Source organism: Pandoraea eparura, assembly GCF_902459725.1.
Classification (GTDB): Bacteria; Pseudomonadota; Gammaproteobacteria; order Burkholderiales; family Burkholderiaceae; genus Pandoraea; species Pandoraea eparura.
In genome coordinates, this window is the sequence record NZ_CABPSH010000009.1 from 131,359 (window position 1) to 148,660 (window position 17,302).

17 protein-coding genes are annotated in these 17,302 nt (G+C 63.3%); 6 read left to right on the forward strand and 11 right to left on the reverse strand.

Features of this window, described 5'->3' with window-relative positions:
- Positions 1 to 57: 57 nt before the first annotated feature.
- The 3 genes from PEP31012_RS17360 to PEP31012_RS17370 all read left to right on the forward strand — a co-directional run bounded on the left by PEP31012_RS17360 (position 58) and on the right by PEP31012_RS17370 (position 3,625).
- A complete protein-coding gene (locus PEP31012_RS17360) occupies positions 58 to 519 on the forward strand; it encodes a peroxiredoxin (protein ID WP_150590553.1) in 462 nt (153 codons plus the stop codon).
- A gap of 299 nt (positions 520 to 818) precedes the next feature.
- The gene (locus PEP31012_RS17365) at positions 819 to 2,561 is read left to right on the forward strand and encodes a PhoH family protein (protein ID WP_150590554.1); all 1,743 of its coding nucleotides are present in this window, start codon (positions 819 to 821) and stop codon (positions 2,559 to 2,561) included.
- Between the two features lie 245 nt (positions 2,562 to 2,806).
- A complete protein-coding gene (locus PEP31012_RS17370) occupies positions 2,807 to 3,625 on the forward strand; it encodes a C40 family peptidase (RefSeq protein WP_150590555.1) in 819 nt (272 codons plus the stop codon).
- 155 nt (positions 3,626 to 3,780) lie between these two features.
- Here the strand turns inward: PEP31012_RS17370 and PEP31012_RS17375 are convergent, their stop codons facing one another.
- From PEP31012_RS17375 to PEP31012_RS17410, 8 genes are all read right to left on the reverse strand, one after another.
- Complete coding sequence (locus PEP31012_RS17375) at positions 3,781 to 4,791, reverse strand: inorganic phosphate transporter (protein ID WP_150590556.1); 1,011 nt, start codon at positions 4,789 to 4,791, stop codon at positions 3,781 to 3,783.
- Between the two features lie 13 nt (positions 4,792 to 4,804).
- Positions 4,805 to 5,431 carry a DUF47 domain-containing protein gene (locus PEP31012_RS17380; RefSeq protein WP_150590557.1) on the reverse strand — a complete coding sequence of 209 codons (627 nt, stop codon included), beginning with the start codon at positions 5,429 to 5,431 and terminating at the stop codon, positions 4,805 to 4,807.
- A gap of 114 nt (positions 5,432 to 5,545) precedes the next feature.
- On the reverse strand, positions 5,546 to 6,913 hold the full coding sequence (locus tag PEP31012_RS17385; RefSeq protein ID WP_150590558.1) for a replicative DNA helicase: 1,368 nt from the start codon (positions 6,911 to 6,913) through the stop codon (positions 5,546 to 5,548).
- Between the two features lie 300 nt (positions 6,914 to 7,213).
- The gene (rplI, locus tag PEP31012_RS17390; RefSeq protein WP_150590559.1) at positions 7,214 to 7,666 is read right to left on the reverse strand and encodes a 50S ribosomal protein L9; all 453 of its coding nucleotides are present in this window, start codon (positions 7,664 to 7,666) and stop codon (positions 7,214 to 7,216) included.
- Positions 7,667 to 7,693: 27 nt separating this feature from the next.
- Positions 7,694 to 7,975, reverse strand: coding sequence for a 30S ribosomal protein S18 (rpsR, locus tag PEP31012_RS17395; protein WP_017232288.1), 282 nt, complete (start codon positions 7,973 to 7,975; stop codon positions 7,694 to 7,696).
- A 2-nt stretch (positions 7,976 to 7,977) separates the two neighbouring features.
- The gene (gene priB / locus PEP31012_RS17400; RefSeq protein WP_150590560.1) at positions 7,978 to 8,280 is read right to left on the reverse strand and encodes a primosomal replication protein N; all 303 of its coding nucleotides are present in this window, start codon (positions 8,278 to 8,280) and stop codon (positions 7,978 to 7,980) included.
- A 46-nt stretch (positions 8,281 to 8,326) separates the two neighbouring features.
- On the reverse strand, positions 8,327 to 8,704 hold the full coding sequence (gene rpsF, locus PEP31012_RS17405) for a 30S ribosomal protein S6 (RefSeq protein WP_017232290.1): 378 nt from the start codon (positions 8,702 to 8,704) through the stop codon (positions 8,327 to 8,329).
- A 115-nt stretch (positions 8,705 to 8,819) separates the two neighbouring features.
- Positions 8,820 to 9,731: a LysR family transcriptional regulator gene (locus PEP31012_RS17410; RefSeq protein WP_017232291.1), complete on the reverse strand. Its 912-nt coding sequence runs from the start codon at positions 9,729 to 9,731 to the stop codon at positions 8,820 to 8,822.
- A 121-nt stretch (positions 9,732 to 9,852) separates the two neighbouring features.
- Between PEP31012_RS17410 and gcl the strand changes: the two genes are divergently transcribed.
- The 3 genes from gcl (at position 9,853) to glxR (ending at position 13,687) form a co-directional block, all read left to right on the forward strand.
- Positions 9,853 to 11,619, forward strand: a complete 1,767-nt coding sequence (gcl, locus tag PEP31012_RS17415) for a glyoxylate carboligase (protein ID WP_150590561.1) — start codon at positions 9,853 to 9,855, stop codon at positions 11,617 to 11,619.
- A gap of 158 nt (positions 11,620 to 11,777) precedes the next feature.
- Positions 11,778 to 12,569 carry a hydroxypyruvate isomerase gene (gene hyi / locus PEP31012_RS17420; protein ID WP_017232293.1) on the forward strand — a complete coding sequence of 264 codons (792 nt, stop codon included), beginning with the start codon at positions 11,778 to 11,780 and terminating at the stop codon, positions 12,567 to 12,569.
- Between the two features lie 215 nt (positions 12,570 to 12,784).
- A complete protein-coding gene (gene glxR, locus PEP31012_RS17425; RefSeq protein ID WP_281355511.1) occupies positions 12,785 to 13,687 on the forward strand; it encodes a 2-hydroxy-3-oxopropionate reductase in 903 nt (300 codons plus the stop codon).
- A gap of 141 nt (positions 13,688 to 13,828) precedes the next feature.
- On the opposite strand, the gene PEP31012_RS17430 is transcribed toward glxR, so the two are convergent.
- The 3 genes from PEP31012_RS17430 to PEP31012_RS17440 form a co-directional block, all read right to left on the reverse strand.
- Positions 13,829 to 14,869 carry an asparaginase gene (locus PEP31012_RS17430; RefSeq protein ID WP_150590563.1) on the reverse strand — a complete coding sequence of 347 codons (1,041 nt, stop codon included), beginning with the start codon at positions 14,867 to 14,869 and terminating at the stop codon, positions 13,829 to 13,831.
- Between the two features lie 204 nt (positions 14,870 to 15,073).
- Entirely contained in the window at positions 15,074 to 16,012 is a 939-nt protein-coding gene (locus PEP31012_RS17435) for a CysB family HTH-type transcriptional regulator (protein WP_150590564.1), read from the reverse strand.
- Between the two features lie 191 nt (positions 16,013 to 16,203).
- Positions 16,204 to 17,292 (reverse strand): sulfate/molybdate ABC transporter ATP-binding protein, encoded by a 1,089-nt coding sequence (locus tag PEP31012_RS17440; RefSeq protein ID WP_150590565.1) that lies wholly within the window; start codon positions 17,290 to 17,292, stop codon positions 16,204 to 16,206.
- Positions 17,293 to 17,302: the final 10 nt, after the last annotated feature.

Genomic DNA, 17,302 nt, shown 5'->3' on the forward strand with positions numbered 1-17,302 from the left:
CCGCTTTCGACCCACTTCCCCGTTCCGGCCTGGCAAAGGCCACCCAAGGAGACCATAGTGACGGTAGCCATCGACACCCCCGTGCCCGATTTCACCGCACCGGCCACCGGCGGCGATTTTTCGCTCAAGGCGCATCGCGGCCAGAAGGTGGTGATCTATTTTTACCCGAAGGACAACACCCCCGGCTGCACGACGGAAGGCATGAACTTCCGCGACAACTACGCCCAGTTCCAGGCCGCGGGTGCGCAAATCGTCGGCGTGTCGCGCGACAGCCTGCGCTCGCATGAAAATTTCCAGCGAAAGCTCGAACTGCCCTTCCCACTGATCTCGGACGGCGACGAAGCCGTGTGCCAATTGTTCGGTGTCATCAAGCTGAAAAAACTGTATGGCAAAGAACATCTGGGCATCGAGCGCAGCACGTTCCTGATCGACGAGGAGGGTGTGTTGCGCAAGGTATGGCGCAGTGTGCGCGTGCCCGATCACGTTGCCGAAGTGTTGAGCGCCGTGCAGGCGCTCTGACCGTGTGCGGGCCTCGTCGCCGGGCTCGCGCGAGCGCGATGCCAGGCGATGTTGCGCGCGCGCCGCTGGCAGCCGCCAGCGCGTACATTCGACGCTATACAAGCACGGCAAGAGACGTTATAGTCGGCCGTAATGATGAAGCGCATTGATCGAGACTATTGCAGGCGTCGCCACGGCGGCGCCTTCAGCCAAGCCGCCTCTCCGGTGCGTCCGGGCAGGCGGCTTTTTTGTTGCCGGGACGTGTGGTACCGCTGTCTGTCCCGGCCGAGTCGTGTTGTGTTTTCTTGAACGGGAAATCTATGCCATTGCCATCGGCGCCGACCAAACCGGGCTCGCTGCTTGCCCCGGAACAATTCCCCACTCGCCTCAAACCTTCGCGCACGGAGGCCAAGAAACCGATCCCCTCGTCTGAACAACTCGCACTGGGCGAGACGTCCGGTGCCACGGGTGCCGGCACGACCGAGTTGAAGGTCGTTCCCAAGTCCGCTGCCGCGCCGCAGACCGCAGCACAGCCCTCGCCTGCGGCACGTTCGCCCCAGTCGCCCCCGGCGGCCGAGTCGAACGGTGCGACGCCCTCTCTCAAGGCCGTGAAGCCAACGGCAACGGGCACCGGATCCAAACGTGCACGCGTCAAGGATCAGGAACCCGCCAAGCTCTTCGTGCTCGACACGAACGTGCTCATGCACGACCCGAGCAGCCTGTTCCGCTTCGAAGAGCACGACGTCTATCTGCCGATGATGACGTTGGAAGAGCTGGACAACCACAAGAAGGGCATGTCGGAAGTGGCGCGCAATGCGCGTCAGGTGAGCCGCACGCTCGACGGGCTGGTTGCCGAGAGCGGCACGAAGTCGATGGCCGAAGGCATTTTGCTCTCGCGACTCGGCAACAAGGACGCCACGGGTCGCCTGTACTTCCAGACCGACCTGTCTGACGTTCCGCCGCTCGACGGGTTGCCGCAAGGCAAGGCCGACAACCAGATTCTCGGCGTCGTGCGGGCCTTGCAGGACAAGTTCCCCGATCGTCAGGTCGTGCTGGTGTCGAAGGACATCAACATGCGCGTCAAGGCGCATGCGCTCGGCCTGCCCGCTGAGGATTACTTCAACGACAAGGTGCTCGAGGACAGCGATCTGCTGTACTCGGGCGTGATGACCCTGCCGACGGACTTCTGGACCAAGCACGGCAAGGGCATGGAGAGCTGGCAGGACAACCGCACCGGCACCACGTTCTATCGCATTACCGGGCCGCTCTGCGCGAGCTTCCTGATCAACCAGTTCGTCTACCTGGAGACCAACAACGGCGAGGCGCCGTTCTACGCGCAGGTTCGCGAGATCAACGGCAAGACGGCGCTGCTGCAAACGCTGCGCGACTATGGGCACCACAAGAACAATGTGTGGGGCATCACGGCGCGCAACCGCGAGCAGAACTTCGCGCTGAACCTGCTGATGAATCCCGAGGTGGACTTCATTACGCTGCTCGGTCAGGCCGGTACCGGCAAGACGCTGCTGGCGCTCGCCGCCGGTCTCGCGCAAACGCTCGACGAGAAGCGCTACAACGAAATCATCATCACGCGCGCGACCGTGCCCGTCGGTGAAGATATCGGCTTCCTGCCGGGCACCGAGGAAGAGAAGATGCAGCCGTGGATGGGCGCCTTCGACGACAACCTCGAAGTGCTGCAGAAGACTGACGATTCCGCCGGCGAATGGGGCCGCGCGGCCACGCAGGAACTCATCCGCTCGCGACTCAAGGTCAAGAGCATGAACTTCATGCGTGGTCGTACGTTCGTGAACAAGTTCGTCATCATCGACGAGGCACAGAACCTCACGCCGAAGCAGATGAAGACGCTTGTCACGCGCGCCGGTCCTGGGACCAAGCTGATCTGTCTGGGCAATATCGCGCAGATCGATACACCGTACCTGACCGAAGGCAGCTCGGGCCTCACCTACGTGGTCGATCGATTCAAGGGATGGGGACACAGCGGGCATGTCACGCTCGCGCGTGGCGAACGTTCGCGTCTGGCCGACTACGCGGCCGAAATCCTCTGACGTCTGCCGACCGCGGACCGCCGACGGCGAGCCTTTGCGCTCCACGCTCCACGGTCACGCTCCACACTCATCACGACGGCGCCTTCGGGCGCCGTTTTTTTTGACTGCCGGCATCGTCAAGGGGTGCGCGCACCGACGACAGCGACGCCCGGGAATTCGCTGATTTGTGACGTCGATGCCACAGAGCGCCCGTCTTTCGGCACTTTTGCGGTGCATCGACCCGATAAGCGTCGTAAACTCGGCGCATGCGACTCCTCTCTCGCTTCCTTGCTCGCGACGTGACGCATCCGGCGGTCCTGCCGAACGCGTGGGGCCGTTGCGTGGGCGCGCTGGCGCTGACGTTGCTGGTCGCCGCCTGTTCGTCCGGTCCGTCGATCCGACATGGCGGCAGTGCCAACTATGGCAACCGCACGATGGGGCCGGAGCGCAGCGCCGGTCAGGAGGAAATCACGCTCGAAGCGATGAGCCTCGTTGGCATTCCTTACCGCTACGGCGGCAATACCCCGGATTCCGGCTTCGATTGCAGCGGCCTCGTGCGCTATGTCGTGGCACGCGCCGCCGGCGTGAACCTGCCCCGCACGACGGCCGACATGAGTGGTGTGGGTACACCGCTGGCGCGCGATGACCTCGCCTCGGGTGATCTCATTTTCTTCAACACGACGGGACGCGCGCACTCGCACGTCGGCATATACGTGGGTCAGGGTCAGTTCGTACACGCGCCGAACACCGGCGGCACAGTGCGCCTGGAGAGTCTCTTCATTCCGTATTGGGCACGCCGCATCGATGGCGTTCGACGCGTCGCCGCGAACAAGGCGCCCGCGGGGAATACGACTTACGTGAACCGGTCGGCGCCGGCCTCGCTCGCTCAGACACCCGCCGCGGCAGCACCGCCGAGCGAGCCCGTCGCCCCGCTGAACACCGCACCGAACCGCCCACTTACCGCGGCAACGCCGTCGCCGATGGAAACGCCGCAAGTCTTGATGCCAAGTCGCACGGCCAATCTTGCCGCCCCAGCCCCGCAAGACGACGATCCGATCGCTCGCTTCGCCAACAGCTCGATGTAATCAATTGATTCTCTCGATGGCGTCGATGCGGCTCGCCAATGGCGCCACGCCGCCCGCGGGGGCTCAAGCAGGACACAAAAAAAGCGGCCGAAGCCGCTTTTTTCGTTGTCCGTGCGGGTCACACCGTCATGCGATGCTCACCCACCGAACCGACCTCACAGAATCTGCTTGCCGACCCACCAGGCGATCGCGGCGATGAACGCCGAGGCCGGGATCGTCAGCACCCATGCCCAGACGATGTTGCCGGCCACGCCCCAGCGCACCGCCGAGAGCTTGCGCGTGGCGCCAACGCCCACGATGGCGCCGGTGATGGTGTGCGTGGTCGAGACCGGCACGCCGAGCCAGGAGGCAAAGAACAGCGTGAACGCCCCGCCCGTTTCGGCACAGAAGCCGCCGACCGGCTTGAGCTTGGTGATCTTCTGCCCCATCGTGCGCACGATGCGCCAGCCACCGAACATGGTGCCCAGACCGATCGCCAGATAGCAGCCCACGATCACCCACAGCGGCGGTTCCGCCGCTTCCTGCGGCCACATGCCCGCGGCGATCAGCAGCATCCAGATGATACCGATGGTCTTCTGGGCGTCGTTACCGCCGTGTCCCAGGCTGTACATCCCGGCCGAAATCAGCTGCAAGCGGCGGAACCAGCGATCCACGCGCGCGGGTGGCGTGCGAAAGAACAGCCAGGACACCAGCAGCATGAAGAACGAACCGAGCACGAAACCGAGCAGCGGCGAGAGGAAAATGAACGCGACCGTTTGCAGCAGACCGCTCGTGACGAGCGACCCCGTGCCCGCCTTGGCCACCGCCGCGCCGACCAACCCGCCGATCAGCGCGTGCGACGAACTCGACGGAATGCCGTAGTACCAGGTGATCACGTTCCAGGCGATCGCCCCGACGAGGGCGCCGAAGATCACATAGTGATCGACGATCTCGGGGTGAACCGTTCCCTTGCCCACCGTCGCCGCGACTTTCAGGTGAAAGACAAACAGCGCGATGACGTTGAACATGGCGGCGAAAGCCACCGCCTGATGCGGCTTGAGCACGCCCGTCGAGACCACCGTGGCGATCGAGTTGGCGGCGTCGTGAAAGCCATTCATGAAGTCGAACAGGAGCGCAAGTGCGATCAACAGTCCGATCAGCCAAAGGCTGATGTGCAGCGTTGCCATCGAAAGTCTCCGCTCAGGCGTTTTCCAGCACAATGCCTTCGATGATGTTGGCAACGTCCTCGCACTTATCGGTCACCGATTCGAGCAATTCGGACACGGCCTTCTGCTTGATCAGTTCCTTCACGTCGGATTCTTCGCGGAACAGCTTCGAGAGCGACGCGCGCAACAGGCGGTCGGCTTCCGATTCGAGTCCGTCGATTTCCTCGCAGAGCTTGAGGATCTCGCGTGCGCGATCCATGTCATGAAGCAGGGCCACCGTGCTTTGCACACGTTCGCAGCACTTCACGCAGATTTCGCCCAGCGTACGCGCCTCGGTCGGCACGCTCTTGATGTCGTACATCCACACAGCCGTCGCCACGTCTTCCATCAGATCCAGGATGTCGTCCATCGTGCTGATCAACTTGTGGATCTCATCGCGATCGAACGGCGTGATGAACGTCTTGTGCATCAGGTCGATCGTCTCGTGCGTGATGCGATCCGCTTTCTTCTCGTTGTTCTGCACGGCAACGGTGCGTGCCTCGGCATTGGGCAGATCGTTGAGCATGGCAGACAGCTCGCGGCTGCCGGCAACCATACACGCCGCGTGCTGGTTGAACAGCTCAAAGAACTTGCCCTCGGTGGGCATGAAGCGACCGAACATTATTGGAAAACTCCGGATATTAATTGGGGACGGGGCGACACAAAAACGTCACATTCTACCTTGTTGCGGGCGTGCGTTACCGCACACCCTTACGAATGGGTGGAAATCAACGCGTCAGTATTGGGGGCCGGCCAGATTGTCGAACTTCGTATACGCGCCGATGAACGCCAGACGCACCTGGCCAATGGGACCGTTACGCTGTTTGGCGATAATGATCTCGGCGGTGCCCTTGTCGGGCGTATCGGGGTTGTACACTTCGTCGCGATAGATGAACAGGATAATGTCGGCATCCTGTTCGATGGCGCCCGATTCACGCAAGTCCGACATGACCGGACGCTTGTTCGGGCGCTGTTCAAGACTACGGTTGAGCTGCGAGAGCGCGATCACCGGCACGTTCAATTCCTTGGCGAGCCCCTTGAGCGAGCGCGAAATCTCCGAGATTTCCGTCGCGCGGTTTTCGCCGCCGCCCGAACCGCTCATGAGCTGCAGGTAATCGATGATGATCAGCCCCAGCTTGCCGCACTGACGCGCCAGTCGGCGCGCCCGCGCGCGCAGCTCCATCGGGTTGAGCGCAGGCGTCTCATCGACGAACAGCTGCGTCTCGTTCATCTTCTGCATGGCGTGCGTGAGCTTCGGCCAGTCTTCGTCGACCAGCTTGCCGGTACGCAACCGATGCTGATCGAGGCGCCCCACCGACCCCAGCATACGCATGGCCAGCTGTGTGCCCGGCATTTCCATCGAGAACACGGCGACAGGCAACCCCTCTTCGACCGCAATGTGCTCGCCGATGTTCATCGAGAAGGTCGTCTTACCCATCGACGGACGCCCGGCCACGATAATCAAATCGCCACCGTTGAAACCCGACGTCATGCGATCCAGGTCGACGAAGCCGGTCGGAATACCCGTGATGTCGCTCCCGCCTTCGCGGTGGTACAGCTCGTCAATGCGCTCGACCACTTGCGTGAGCAGCGGCTGCAATTCGAGGAAGCCGTTCGTGCTGCGCGAGCCTTCTTCCGCGATGGCAAACACCTTCGCTTCCGCCTCGTCGAGCATCTGACGCACTTCCTTGCCCTGCGGATTGAAGGCGTCGGAGGCAATCTCGTCGGCCACCGTCACGAGCTTGCGCAACACCGCACGGTCGCGCACGATTTCCGCGTAACGCCGGATGTTCGCGGCACTCGGCGTGTTCTGCGCCAGAGCGTTCAGATAGGCGAGCCCGCCCACGTCCTCGGCTTTGCCGGCGGACGTCAGCGATTCGAAGACGGTAATCACGTCGGCAGGCCGGTCGCTGGAGATCAGGCGACCGATGTGCTGATAGATGATCCGGTGGTCGTAGCGGTAGAAATCCGATTCGGCCAGAAAGTCACCGATTCGATCCCACGCCCCGTTGTCGAGCAACAGCCCGCCGAGCACGGATTGCTCCGCCTCGATGGAGTGCGGCGGCACTTTGAGGGAATCGAGTTGGGGATCGGGTGCGTTCATGCCGGGCATTATACCGTTCCCGCGTTCTCGGTCCGACCCGGCGAAATCCCGCTTGCGCGGCGATTTTTCCGAACGTGTTTTGTTCAGCAGTTTCCCTGGAGGCAGCATAAGGCAGCGCTATCGAACGAGAGGAACGTGGAAGGGAGTGCGCAACCGGGACACGGTCGGCAAAGACCTGCGCAGGTACGGTCATCGAGAAATCCGGCAACCGACACCACAGAAGGGACAGACATAAAAAAACGGAAGCCGGCGGACCGACTTCCGTTTTGGTTCGCGTCGGGAAGCTGACGCGGATACCGCTTAGGCGTGCTCGCCCAGCACCGACACGTTCACGTCGACGACGACGTCCGTGTGCAGTGCCACTTGGACCGGGAAGTCGCCCACGGTCTTGAGCGGGCCGTTCGGCAGGCGCACTTGCATCTTCTCGACCTTGAAACCTTGGGTGCCCAGGGCTTCCGCGATGTCGAAGTTGGTGACCGAACCGAACAGACGGCCGTCAACGCCGGCCTTCTGCGAGATTTGCACGGTCAGACCCGACAGCTTTTCGCCTTCGCCTTGTGCGGCGGCCAGCTTCTCGGCGGCAGCCTTTTCCAGTTCGGCGCGGCGAACTTCGAACTCGGCGATCGCGTCCTTGGTGGCGCGGCGAGCCTTCTTGGTCGGGATCAGGAAGTTACGTGCGAAACCGTCCTTGACCTTCACGATGTCGCCCAGGTTACCCAAGTTGACGACTTTTTCCAGCAGAATCACTTGCATTATCTATTCTCCTTCGTCGACTGGCGATCAAGCACCGTGCAGATCGGTGTACGGCATCAGCGCGAGGAAACGCGCGCGCTTGATGGCCGTGTCGAGCTGGCGCTGGTAGTGCGCCTTGGTGCCCGTCAGGCGAGCCGGGGTGATCTTGCCGTTGTCGCCGATGAAGTCCTTCAGCGTCTCGATATCCTTGTAATCGATCTGGTCAACACCAGCGACGGTGAAGCGGCAGAACTTCTTGCGCTTGAACAGCGGGTTTTGCTGTTGGCGGCGGCGATCAAACTTCTTGTTTTTACCGTTAGGACGCGGCATGTTCAACAATCCTTTTCAAATACTTGCAATGCTGTGATGTGAAACACCAGGGTGCGGCTATTGCGATGCTTCTTGGCCAGAAATCCTGCCCACTGGGCCGGTTTCTCCAGTCCCAACGCCATGACTTTGGCACTGAGGGGACCGATCGCAACGGCTGGCATCGAGAACTCGACCTGCCGGGCCACGCCCGACTCTTCAACGGTTCCCGCATAGGCCAGCGTGACATCGATCACGGGAAGCCCGGCTGGGGTGTAGCGCAGCGTGCCGATTTCGACAATGCTGGCTTCGAGCCGTAAGCGATTCACGCGGTCGACGTTTCCGTGGGTGCCCTGATGCGTTCCGGTGCGCTACTTACGAAGCGGCGGCTTCGGTCGCGGGCGTCGCGGCAGCCTTCTTGGCTTCTTCGCGGGCCACTTCCTTCATCATCGGCGACGGTGCGGTCTCGGCCTTCTTCATGCGAACGACGAGGTGACGCAGCACGGCGTCGTTGAACTTGAATGCGTGTTCCAGCTCGTCCAGGGTTTCCTGGTCGCATTCGATGTTCATGCAGACGTAGTGAGCCTTTGCCAGCTTCTCGATCATGTAGGCCAGTTGACGACGGCCCCAGTCTTCGATGCGATGGATCTGACCGGCCTTGGCCGTCACCATGCTCTTGTAGCGCTCGATCATCGCAGGCACTTGCTCGCTCTGATCGGGGTGAACGATAAATACGATTTCATAATGACGCATATAAGCTCCTTATGGACAAAGCCGCCCGGGCGTCAAACCAGTGCAGCAAGGTTGCAGAACCCGCGATTCTAGCGGATTTCACGTCGATCATCAACTGCCGCCCTATCAGGACCGCTCACGTGTTCTCCAGCCAGTAGTTCGGACGGGCGTAGATCTGCCGCAGTTGCTCGATGAAAAGGCGCACCCGCGCCGGCTGGAAGCGCTGTTGCGGGTACACGGCGAGGATGTCGTAGTCGGGTAGCGCGTACTCGTCGAGCACTGTCTCCAGCTCGCCGGAGAGCAATTCGCGCTGGATTTCCCATGTCGAGCGCCAGCCCAGCCCAATCCCTTCCAGCGACCAGCGGTGCAGCAACTCCCCGTCGTTGCAGTCCAGGCTGCCCGCCACGCGAATCGTCACGAGCTTGCCCTGGCGCTTGAAGTACCACCCGCGCTGCTGCCCGCCCTGCAAGTTGAAGGCGAGGCAATTGTGCCTGGCCAGGTCTTCCAGCGTCTTCGGACGGCCGTAGCGGGCGAAATATGCGGGGGTGCCGCACACGACGCGCCGGTTCTGGGCGAGTTTGACGGCCACGAAATTCGGGTCGACCGAGCCGCCGATGCGAATGCCCATGTCATAGCCCTCGCGCACGAGGTCGACCACACGGTCGGTCAGGTTGAACGAAATCTGCACTTCGGGGTGCAGGCGCAGGAACGCGGGCGCGTGCGGCGCGACGTGCTTGCGCCCGAACGCCGCAGGGGCCGACACGATCAGGTGCCCCGAGACGGCATGACGCCCCGCGCTGATCTCGTTCTCGGCCATCTCCCAGTCGCCGAGCAACTGTTTGCAACGCTCCAGGAACGCGCCGCCCTCCTCCGACAGCGCAAGCCGGCGCGTAGAGCGGTACATGAGCTTGATGCCGAGGCGTTTTTCCAGCGCGTCGATACGCCGCCCGAGGATCACCGGCGAGACCCCTTCCTTGAGGGCCGCCGCGGCCAGACTGCCGGCTTCGGCCACCTGCACGAAGGTTTCGATCTGTTTGAAACGGTCCATCGCCCCTCCAGTCGATACTTTTTGTTCTTAAAAAAACGATCTTTTGTGATCTTATCAAACAAATCGTACCGGCTTAAAGTGATCTCCAACACATTGACCCATTACCCATTGGAGACGTCACATGGCCAAGATGACCGCCGTAGAGGCCGCAATTCGAGTGCTCGAGAAAGAAGGTATCACCACCGCATTCGGTGTGCCCGGTGCTGCCATCAACCCGTTCTATTCGGCAATGCGCAAGGCCGGTAGCGTGGAGCACGTGCTCGCACGCCACGTCGAGGGCGCGTCCCACATGGCCGAAGGTTACACCCGCGCCGAAGCCGGCAATATCGGCGTGTGCATCGGCACGTCGGGTCCGGCGGGTACCGACATGATCACCGGCCTGTATTCCGCCTGGGCCGATTCGATCCCCATCCTGTGCATCACGGGCCAGGCGCCGCGTGCCCGTCTGTACAAGGAAGACTTCCAGGCCGTCGACATCGAGTCGATCGCCAAGCCGGTCACCAAGTGGGCCGTGACGGTGCGCGAGCCGGCGCTCGTGCCGCGCGTGTTCCAGCAGGCCTTCCACCTGATGCGCTCGGGCCGCCCGGGTCCGGTGCTCATCGACCTGCCGTTCGACGTGCAGGTTGCCGAGATCGAATTCGATCCGGACACCTACGAACCGCTGCCGGTGTACAAGCCCGCGGCCACGCGCGCTCAGATCGAGAAGGCCATCGAGATGCTGGTTGCCTCGGAGCGCCCGCTCATCGTCTCGGGTGGTGGCGTGATCAATGCCGACGCCGCCGACCTGCTCGTGGAGTTCGCCGAGACGGTGAACGTGCCGGTCGTGCCCACGCTCATGGGCTGGGGCACCATCGCCGACGACCATCCGCTCATGGCCGGCATGGTCGGCCTGCAGACCTCGCACCGCTTCGGCAATGCGACGATGCTGGCCTCGGACTTCGTGATGGGCATCGGCAACCGCTGGGCCAACCGCCACACGGGTAGCGTCGATGTGTTCACCAAGGGCCGCAAGTTCGTGCACGTCGACATCGAGCCGACGCAAATCGGCCGTGTGTTCGGCCCCGACTACGGCATCGTCTCCGATGCCAAGGCGGCCCTTGCGTTGTTTGTGGAAGTCGCCAAGGAACTGAAGGCCGCCGGTCGTCTGCCGGATCGTGCGCAATGGGTGGCCGACTGCCAGAAGCGCAAGCGCACCATGCTGCGCCGCTCGGACTTCGATCAGGTGCCGATCAAGCCGCAGCGCGTGTATCAGGAGATGAACGCGTTCTTTGGTCGCGATGTGCGCTACGTCTCGACCATCGGGCTGTCGCAGATCGCCGCCGCGCAGTTCCTGCATGTGAACAAGCCGCGTCACTGGATCAACTGCGGCCAGGCAGGCCCGCTGGGCTGGACGGTGCCGGCCGCCATCGGCGCGAAGGTCGCGTCGCCGTCGTCGGACGTCGTGGCGATCTCGGGCGACTACGACTTCCAGTTCATGATCGAAGAGCTGGCCGTGGCCGCGCAGTTCAAGGTGCCGTACATCCACGTGGTCGTGAACAACTCGTACCTGGGCCTGATCCGTCAGGCGCAGCGCAACTTCGACATGGACTACTGCGTGCAGCTCGCGTTCGAGAACGTGAACTCGCCGGAAGTCAACGGTTACGGCGTCGATCACGTGAAGGTGGCCGAAGGCCTCGGCGTGAAGGCGATTCGTGTGTTCCAGCCGAACGACATCCAGCCCGCCTTCGCCCAGGCCCGCAAGCTGATGGCCGAGTTCTCGGTGCCGGTGATCGTGGAAGTGATTCTCGAGCGCGTGACCAACATTGCGATGGGCACCGAGATCAACAACGTCAACGAGTTCGAAGAGATCATCGACGTCGTGGAAGAAGACAACGCAGTGTCGGCGTAAGTCAACGCTGCAACACGGTTTGCGGGGCGCTTGCGTCCCCTGCGCTCTTGGCTAGACCCCTTGATCGGCCCAAAAGCAGGCGCTCCGCAACCTCGCAACACCCTGGCATCGAAATCGTCGAAACCACCCCCTAAAAGAGAGAAAGAGGAGTCAGCGCAATGCCGAAATTTGCCGCCAATCTGACCATGCTGTTCAACGAGGTGCCGTTCCTCGACCGCTTCAAGGCGGCCGCCGCAGCGGGCTTTCGCGGCGTGGAGTTCCTGTTCCCGTACGCATTTCATCGCGACCAGATCGCTGACAAGCTGAACCAGTACCAGCTCGATCTTGTGCTGCACAACCTGCCCGCCGGCAACTGGGATGCGGGCGAGCGCGGCATCGCGATCTTCCCCGAGCGCGTGGCCGAATTCCGCGACGGCGTGGGCGAAGCCATCACCTACGCCAAGGCGCTGGGCGTGAAGCAACTGAACTGCCTTGTGGGCAAGCAAGGCGCGGACCTGTCGACGCAAGTCGCGCAAGACACGCTCGTGGGTAACCTGCGCTTCGCCGCCGATGCGCTCAAGGCCGAAGGCATCCGACTGCTGGTCGAGCCGATCAACACGTACGACATTCCCGGCTTCTTCGTGAACCGCACGAAGCAGGCGCTGGAGATCTTCGACGCCGTGGGTTCGGACAACCTGTTCCTGCAGTACGACATCTATCACATGCAGCGCATGGAGGGCGAACTCGCCAAGACCATCGAGACGAATCTGGCGCGCATCGCTCACGTGCAGCTGGCCGACAACCCAGGCCGCAACGAGCCGGGCACGGGCGAGATCAACTACGCCTACCTGTTCGCGTTCCTCGACCGCATTGGCTACCAGGGCTGGATAGGCTGCGAGTACAAGCCTGCCACCACCACGACCGAGGGTCTTGGCTGGTTCAAGGCCGCGGGCCTGCGCGAAGCGGCGTAATCCCTACGCTCCCCCTACCCACCGCACGGCACCTTCCCCCGGTGGCGTGCGGACGAAACGAAGGCGTATCCGCCCCAGGCGGCGCGCCGGCTGACCGGGTTTCGACGAGGAAGGGCCCCGCCGGCCGCATGCAGGGGGCATGCGGCCGGAGCACGGGGGCGCGACACAGCGTCACCGCCCGGCTCGTCTGAGCGTCAGCGACAACACTACATACTTTGGCAACAAGGAGTCTCGAAATGGCACAACTCGGTTTCATTGGTCTGGGCATCATGGGCGCGCCGATGGCGAAGCATCTGCAGAACGCCGGTCACAAGCTGTTCCTGTATGAGCGCCGCACGCCCCCGCAGGACCTGATCGACGGTCAGGCCACGGTCTGCACGTCGGCCAAGGAAGTCGCCAAGCGCGCCGACATCGTCTTCGTGATGGTGCCGGACACCCCTGACGTGGGCGCCGTCCTGTTCGGTCAGGACGGTCTGGCCGAAGGACTGTCGGCAGGCAAGATCGTCGTCGACATGAGCTCCATCTCGCCGATCGAGACGAAGGAATACGCCAAGAAGGTCAAGGCGCTGGGCTGCGAATACCTCGACGCCCCGGTCTCGGGCGGCGAAGTCGGTGCGAAGGCCGCCACGCTGTCGATCATGGTCGGCGGCTCGCAAGCGGCGTTCGACGATGTGAAGCCGTTCTTCGAGCTGATGGGCAAGAACATCACGCTCGTGGGCGAGAGCGGCGCCGGCCAGACCTGCAAGGTCGCCAACCAGATCGTGGTCGCGCTGACGATCGAAGCCGTGGGCGAAGCCCTGCTGTTCGCGTCGAAGGCCGGTGCCGATCCCGCGAAGGTGCGTGAGGCGCTGATGGGTGGCTTCGCCTCGTCGCGCATTCTCGAAGTGCACGGCGAGCGCATGGTCAAGCGCAACTTCGAACCGGGCTTCCGCATTGCCCTGCACCAGAAGGATCTGAATCTGGCGCTCCAGAGCGCCAAGGCCCTCGGCGTGTCGCTGCCGAACACGGCCACGTGCCAGGAGCTGTTCAACGCCTGTGCCGCGAATGGCGGCGCCGCGTGGGATCACTCGGGCATGGTCCGTGCGCTGGAATTGCTGGCTAACCATACGGTGGCGTAAAGCATTGACCACGTAGGGAGCGTCAGGCCATCAGGGAGATGTGGTGGATGACGACAGGCGCCGGGCCGCAAGGTCCGGCGCTTGTTCATTGAGGACTGTCGCATTGAAGGCCCGCGTTGAACGCGCCGCAGACAGGCTGGATCAATACTCGTCGAACAGGCTCTGCATACGCTCGCGCGGCACGCCGGCCTGCAAGGCCAACATCAGCAGCACGCGTGCCTTGAACGGATGCAGGTTGCCCGCGCTCACGAAGCCAAACTGATCGTCGGGCGCGGCGCCGTTGTGCATGACATGCCCGCTCCCCACCCGCGCGGCGCGCACCACCGTCACGCCGCGCTGCACGGCCTCCGAGAGCGCCTGTTGCAGCAGCGAATGCAGAGAGCCATTGCCCGTGCCCGCGACCACGATGCCCTGCACACCCGCGTCGACGAGCGCATCTACGGCAATACGGGACACCCCCGCATAACTCGACACCACTTCCACGGCGGGCAATTCGCCCGAGAGTCCGACGAACTCGCTCTCGACGGTGTGGTACTGCAATGCCGCGCGTTGATACGCCACGCGCTCGTCCTGCACCCAGCCGAGCACGCCGATCTCCGGCGAGTGGAAGGCGTCGACCTTGTAGGTGCTCGTTTTGATGACGTCGCGCGCGCAATGAATCTGGTTGTTGATGGCGACCAGCACGCCACGTCCGGTTGAGATCGGGTCGGTGGCCACGCGCACGGCGTTGAGCAGGTTGAGGGGGCCATCGGCCGAGAGCGCCGTCGCGGGCCGCATCGCCGCGGTCAGCACCACCGGCTTGCGGCTGTTGACCGTCAGATGGAGGTAGTACGCCGTTTCTTCAAGCGTATCGGTGCCGTGGGTAATCACCGCCCCGGCCACATCGGGCTGCGAGAGCAAGGCGTTCACGCGAGCGGCCAGCTTCTGCCACAGCGCCACGCTCATGTCCTTGCTGTCGATCTGCGCGACCTGCTCCGCGTGAATATGCGCAACGTTGCCCAGCGCGGGAACCGCCGCGAGCAGGTCCTGCACACCGAGCGCCCCGGCCTGATAACCAGCGGTGCGCGTCGCGTCGGATGCGCTGCCCGCAATCGTGCCGCCCGTGGCCAGCAGCGCGATGCGCGGCAGATCGCCAGAGGACACCGTGTAGTGGGGAATCGGGTTGAATGAGGTCGAAGTCATGGCATCGATTGTATCCAATACTGCCCGGCTTCCCAATCGCTGAAAATATCGAACCCACCTCGTTGCTCGGGATCACGGCTGCCCGCAGCCGACAAGCGGGAGACAGGTTCATGCACGCCCCGCCCGGCGCCGGAACGCGCCCAACGCGACGGTGACGGCGGGACGGCGGGACGGCGGGACGGTGGGGACGGGCGGGTCGGCGCGTCAGGCCGCAAATTCGAGCGCTTCCCGCAATTGCGTCGAGATGTCCTGCTCCTTGAGCGCCGGGGCAAGCATTTCAATGAAGCGGTAAGCGTACGAGCGCAGGAACGCGCCGCGGCGCAAGCCGATGCGCGTCGTGCTCGGCGCAAATGCGTTGTCGAGTTCCAATACGGCCAGATCCTGGTCCTTGCGCGGATCGACGGCCATCGCCGCCACGATCCCCACGCCCAATCCCAGCTCGACGTAAGTCTTGATCACGTCCGTATCGAGGGCAGTGAGCACGATGTCCGGCACCAGGCCCTGATCGGAGAACGCCTTGTCCACGTGCGAGCGCCCCGTGAAGTCGCCGTCATAGGTGATGATCGGATAGTCGGCGATGTCCGCGAGCGTGACGCTCGCACGCCCGACCAGCGGGTGATCCTTCGGCACGACGACGACGTGATGCCACGAATAGCATGGGAACGTGACGATGTCGGGAAAGCGATCGAGCGCCTCGGTCGTGATGCCGATATCGGCCTCGCCGTCGATCACCATCTGCGCGATCTGACGCGGACTGCCCTGCCGCAACGCCAGATGCACCTTCGGATACACGCTCGTGAAGGGCTTGATGACCTGCGGCAGCGCATAGCGCGCCTGCGTATGGGTTGTCGCCACCACGAGGTGGCCGCTGTCCTGATCCGCGAACTGACGCGCCACCCGGCGCAGGTTCTCGGCATCGAGCAACATGCGCTCGATCAGTTGCAGCACGGCCTTGCCCGGTTCGGTGAGCCCCGTGAGCCGCTTGCCGCGACGCACGAAGACATCCACGCCCAGTTCGTCTTCCAGATCCTTGATCTGCTTGCTCACACCTGACTGCGACGTGTACAGCGCACTGGCGGCTTCCGTCAGGTTGAGATTCTGCCGAACGGCTTCGCGCACGTAGCGCAATTGCTGAAAATTCATGAGGGGACTCCACCCTGTGGCTTGTCGGTTCGTGACGTCTTGTTCATGACGTCTTGTTTGCTGCGTCTCGATTGTTACGTCTTGTTTGTTACGTCATGGTCGGTCGTCGGTCAGATGGCCGGTCAGGTCTTTGCGCGTGACGACCCCGGTCGAATGGACGCGCACCGTCGTTGCGCCTCACGCCTCATGCCTCACGCCTGCGCGGCAAACACCCGCAACTGGCGCGGCACCGCCCGCAGCGGCGCCCCATTTTGTGCGCCGAGCGCCTGCCAGCCAGCGCGTGTCAGTTCCGCCTCCCACACCTCCCCGCCCGGCGCGGCAAGCTCCACGCGCACGGTGCCGCCCAAGGGAATGGCGCGGCGCACGGCCACGTCGATCCCCGGCCCACCGTCATTCGCCGGCAGCAACGCAAGATCGTGCGGACGCACGTACGCCATCGCGCGACCGTCCTGCGGCACGGCGGGCAAATCGTCCTTGTCCGCCGTCACCCGAAATGCGCCAGCCCCCGCACCGACATCGGCGATGAAGTCGTGCATGCGCAACTCACCCGACAGCCGGTTCACCGCCCCGAGAAACTCGTAGACGAAGGGGCTGCGTGGCGTGTCGTACACGTCCTGTGGTGCCCCAATCTGCTCGACCTTGCCGTGATTCATCAGCACGATACGATCGGCCACTTCGAGCGCTTCTTCCTGGTCGTGCGTGACGAAGATCGTAGTGATATGCAGCTCGTCGTGCAGACGGCGCAGCCAGCTACGCAATTCCTTGCGCACCTTGGCATCGAGCGCACCGAACGGTTCGTCGAGCAGCAGCACCTTCGGCTCGACGGCCAGTGCACGCGCCAGCGCAATTCGTTGCCGCTGCCCGCCCGAGAGTTCCGCCGGATAGTGATCGGCCAGCCAGTCGAGTTGCACGAGGCCGAGCAGCTCGTGCACCTTGGCGCGGATCTGCGCGTCCGAGCGCCGCTCGCGGCGCGACTTCACGCGCAAGCCGAACGCCACGTTCTCGAACACGGTCATGTGACGGAACAGCGCGTAGTGCTGGAACACGAAGCCGACCTGACGCTCGCGCGTGCCGACCGACGCCACGTCCTCGCCGTTGAGCACGACGCGGCCGGCATCGGCGAACTCCAGCCCCGCCACGATGCGCAGCAGCGTGGTCTTGCCGCAGCCGGAAGGTCCGAGCAGCGCGACCAGCTCGCCGCTCGGGAACTCAAGCGTGACGTCGTCGAGCGCCGCAAAATCACCGAAGCGTTTCGACACCTGTTGTACCTGGATGCTCATTGCCTTGCTC

Excerpts from the sequence above, each read along its gene's own strand:
- PEP31012_RS17365 (WP_150590554.1), top strand. The coding sequence starts at position 819 with ATGCCATTGCCATCGGCGCCGACCAAACCGGGCTCGCTGCTTGCCCCG.
- PEP31012_RS17370 (WP_150590555.1), top strand. The coding sequence starts at position 2,807 with ATGCGACTCCTCTCTCGCTTCCTTGCTCGCGACGTGACGCATCCGGCG.
- PEP31012_RS17375 (WP_150590556.1), bottom strand. The coding sequence starts at position 4,791 with ATGGCAACGCTGCACATCAGCCTTTGGCTGATCGGACTGTTGATCGCA.
- PEP31012_RS17380 (WP_150590557.1), bottom strand. The coding sequence starts at position 5,431 with ATGTTCGGTCGCTTCATGCCCACCGAGGGCAAGTTCTTTGAGCTGTTC.
- PEP31012_RS17385 (WP_150590558.1), bottom strand. The coding sequence starts at position 6,913 with ATGAACGCACCCGATCCCCAACTCGATTCCCTCAAAGTGCCGCCGCAC.
- rplI (WP_150590559.1), bottom strand. The coding sequence starts at position 7,666 with ATGCAAGTGATTCTGCTGGAAAAAGTCGTCAACTTGGGTAACCTGGGC.
- rpsR (WP_017232288.1), bottom strand. The coding sequence starts at position 7,975 with ATGCCGCGTCCTAACGGTAAAAACAAGAAGTTTGATCGCCGCCGCCAA.
- rpsF (WP_017232290.1), bottom strand. The coding sequence starts at position 8,704 with ATGCGTCATTATGAAATCGTATTTATCGTTCACCCCGATCAGAGCGAG.
- PEP31012_RS17410 (WP_017232291.1), bottom strand. The coding sequence starts at position 9,731 with ATGGACCGTTTCAAACAGATCGAAACCTTCGTGCAGGTGGCCGAAGCC.
- gcl (WP_150590561.1), top strand. The coding sequence starts at position 9,853 with ATGGCCAAGATGACCGCCGTAGAGGCCGCAATTCGAGTGCTCGAGAAA.
- hyi (WP_017232293.1), top strand. The coding sequence starts at position 11,778 with ATGCCGAAATTTGCCGCCAATCTGACCATGCTGTTCAACGAGGTGCCG.
- PEP31012_RS17430 (WP_150590563.1), bottom strand. The coding sequence starts at position 14,869 with ATGACTTCGACCTCATTCAACCCGATTCCCCACTACACGGTGTCCTCT.
- PEP31012_RS17435 (WP_150590564.1), bottom strand. The coding sequence starts at position 16,012 with ATGAATTTTCAGCAATTGCGCTACGTGCGCGAAGCCGTTCGGCAGAAT.
- PEP31012_RS17440 (WP_150590565.1), bottom strand. The coding sequence starts at position 17,292 with ATGAGCATCCAGGTACAACAGGTGTCGAAACGCTTCGGTGATTTTGCG.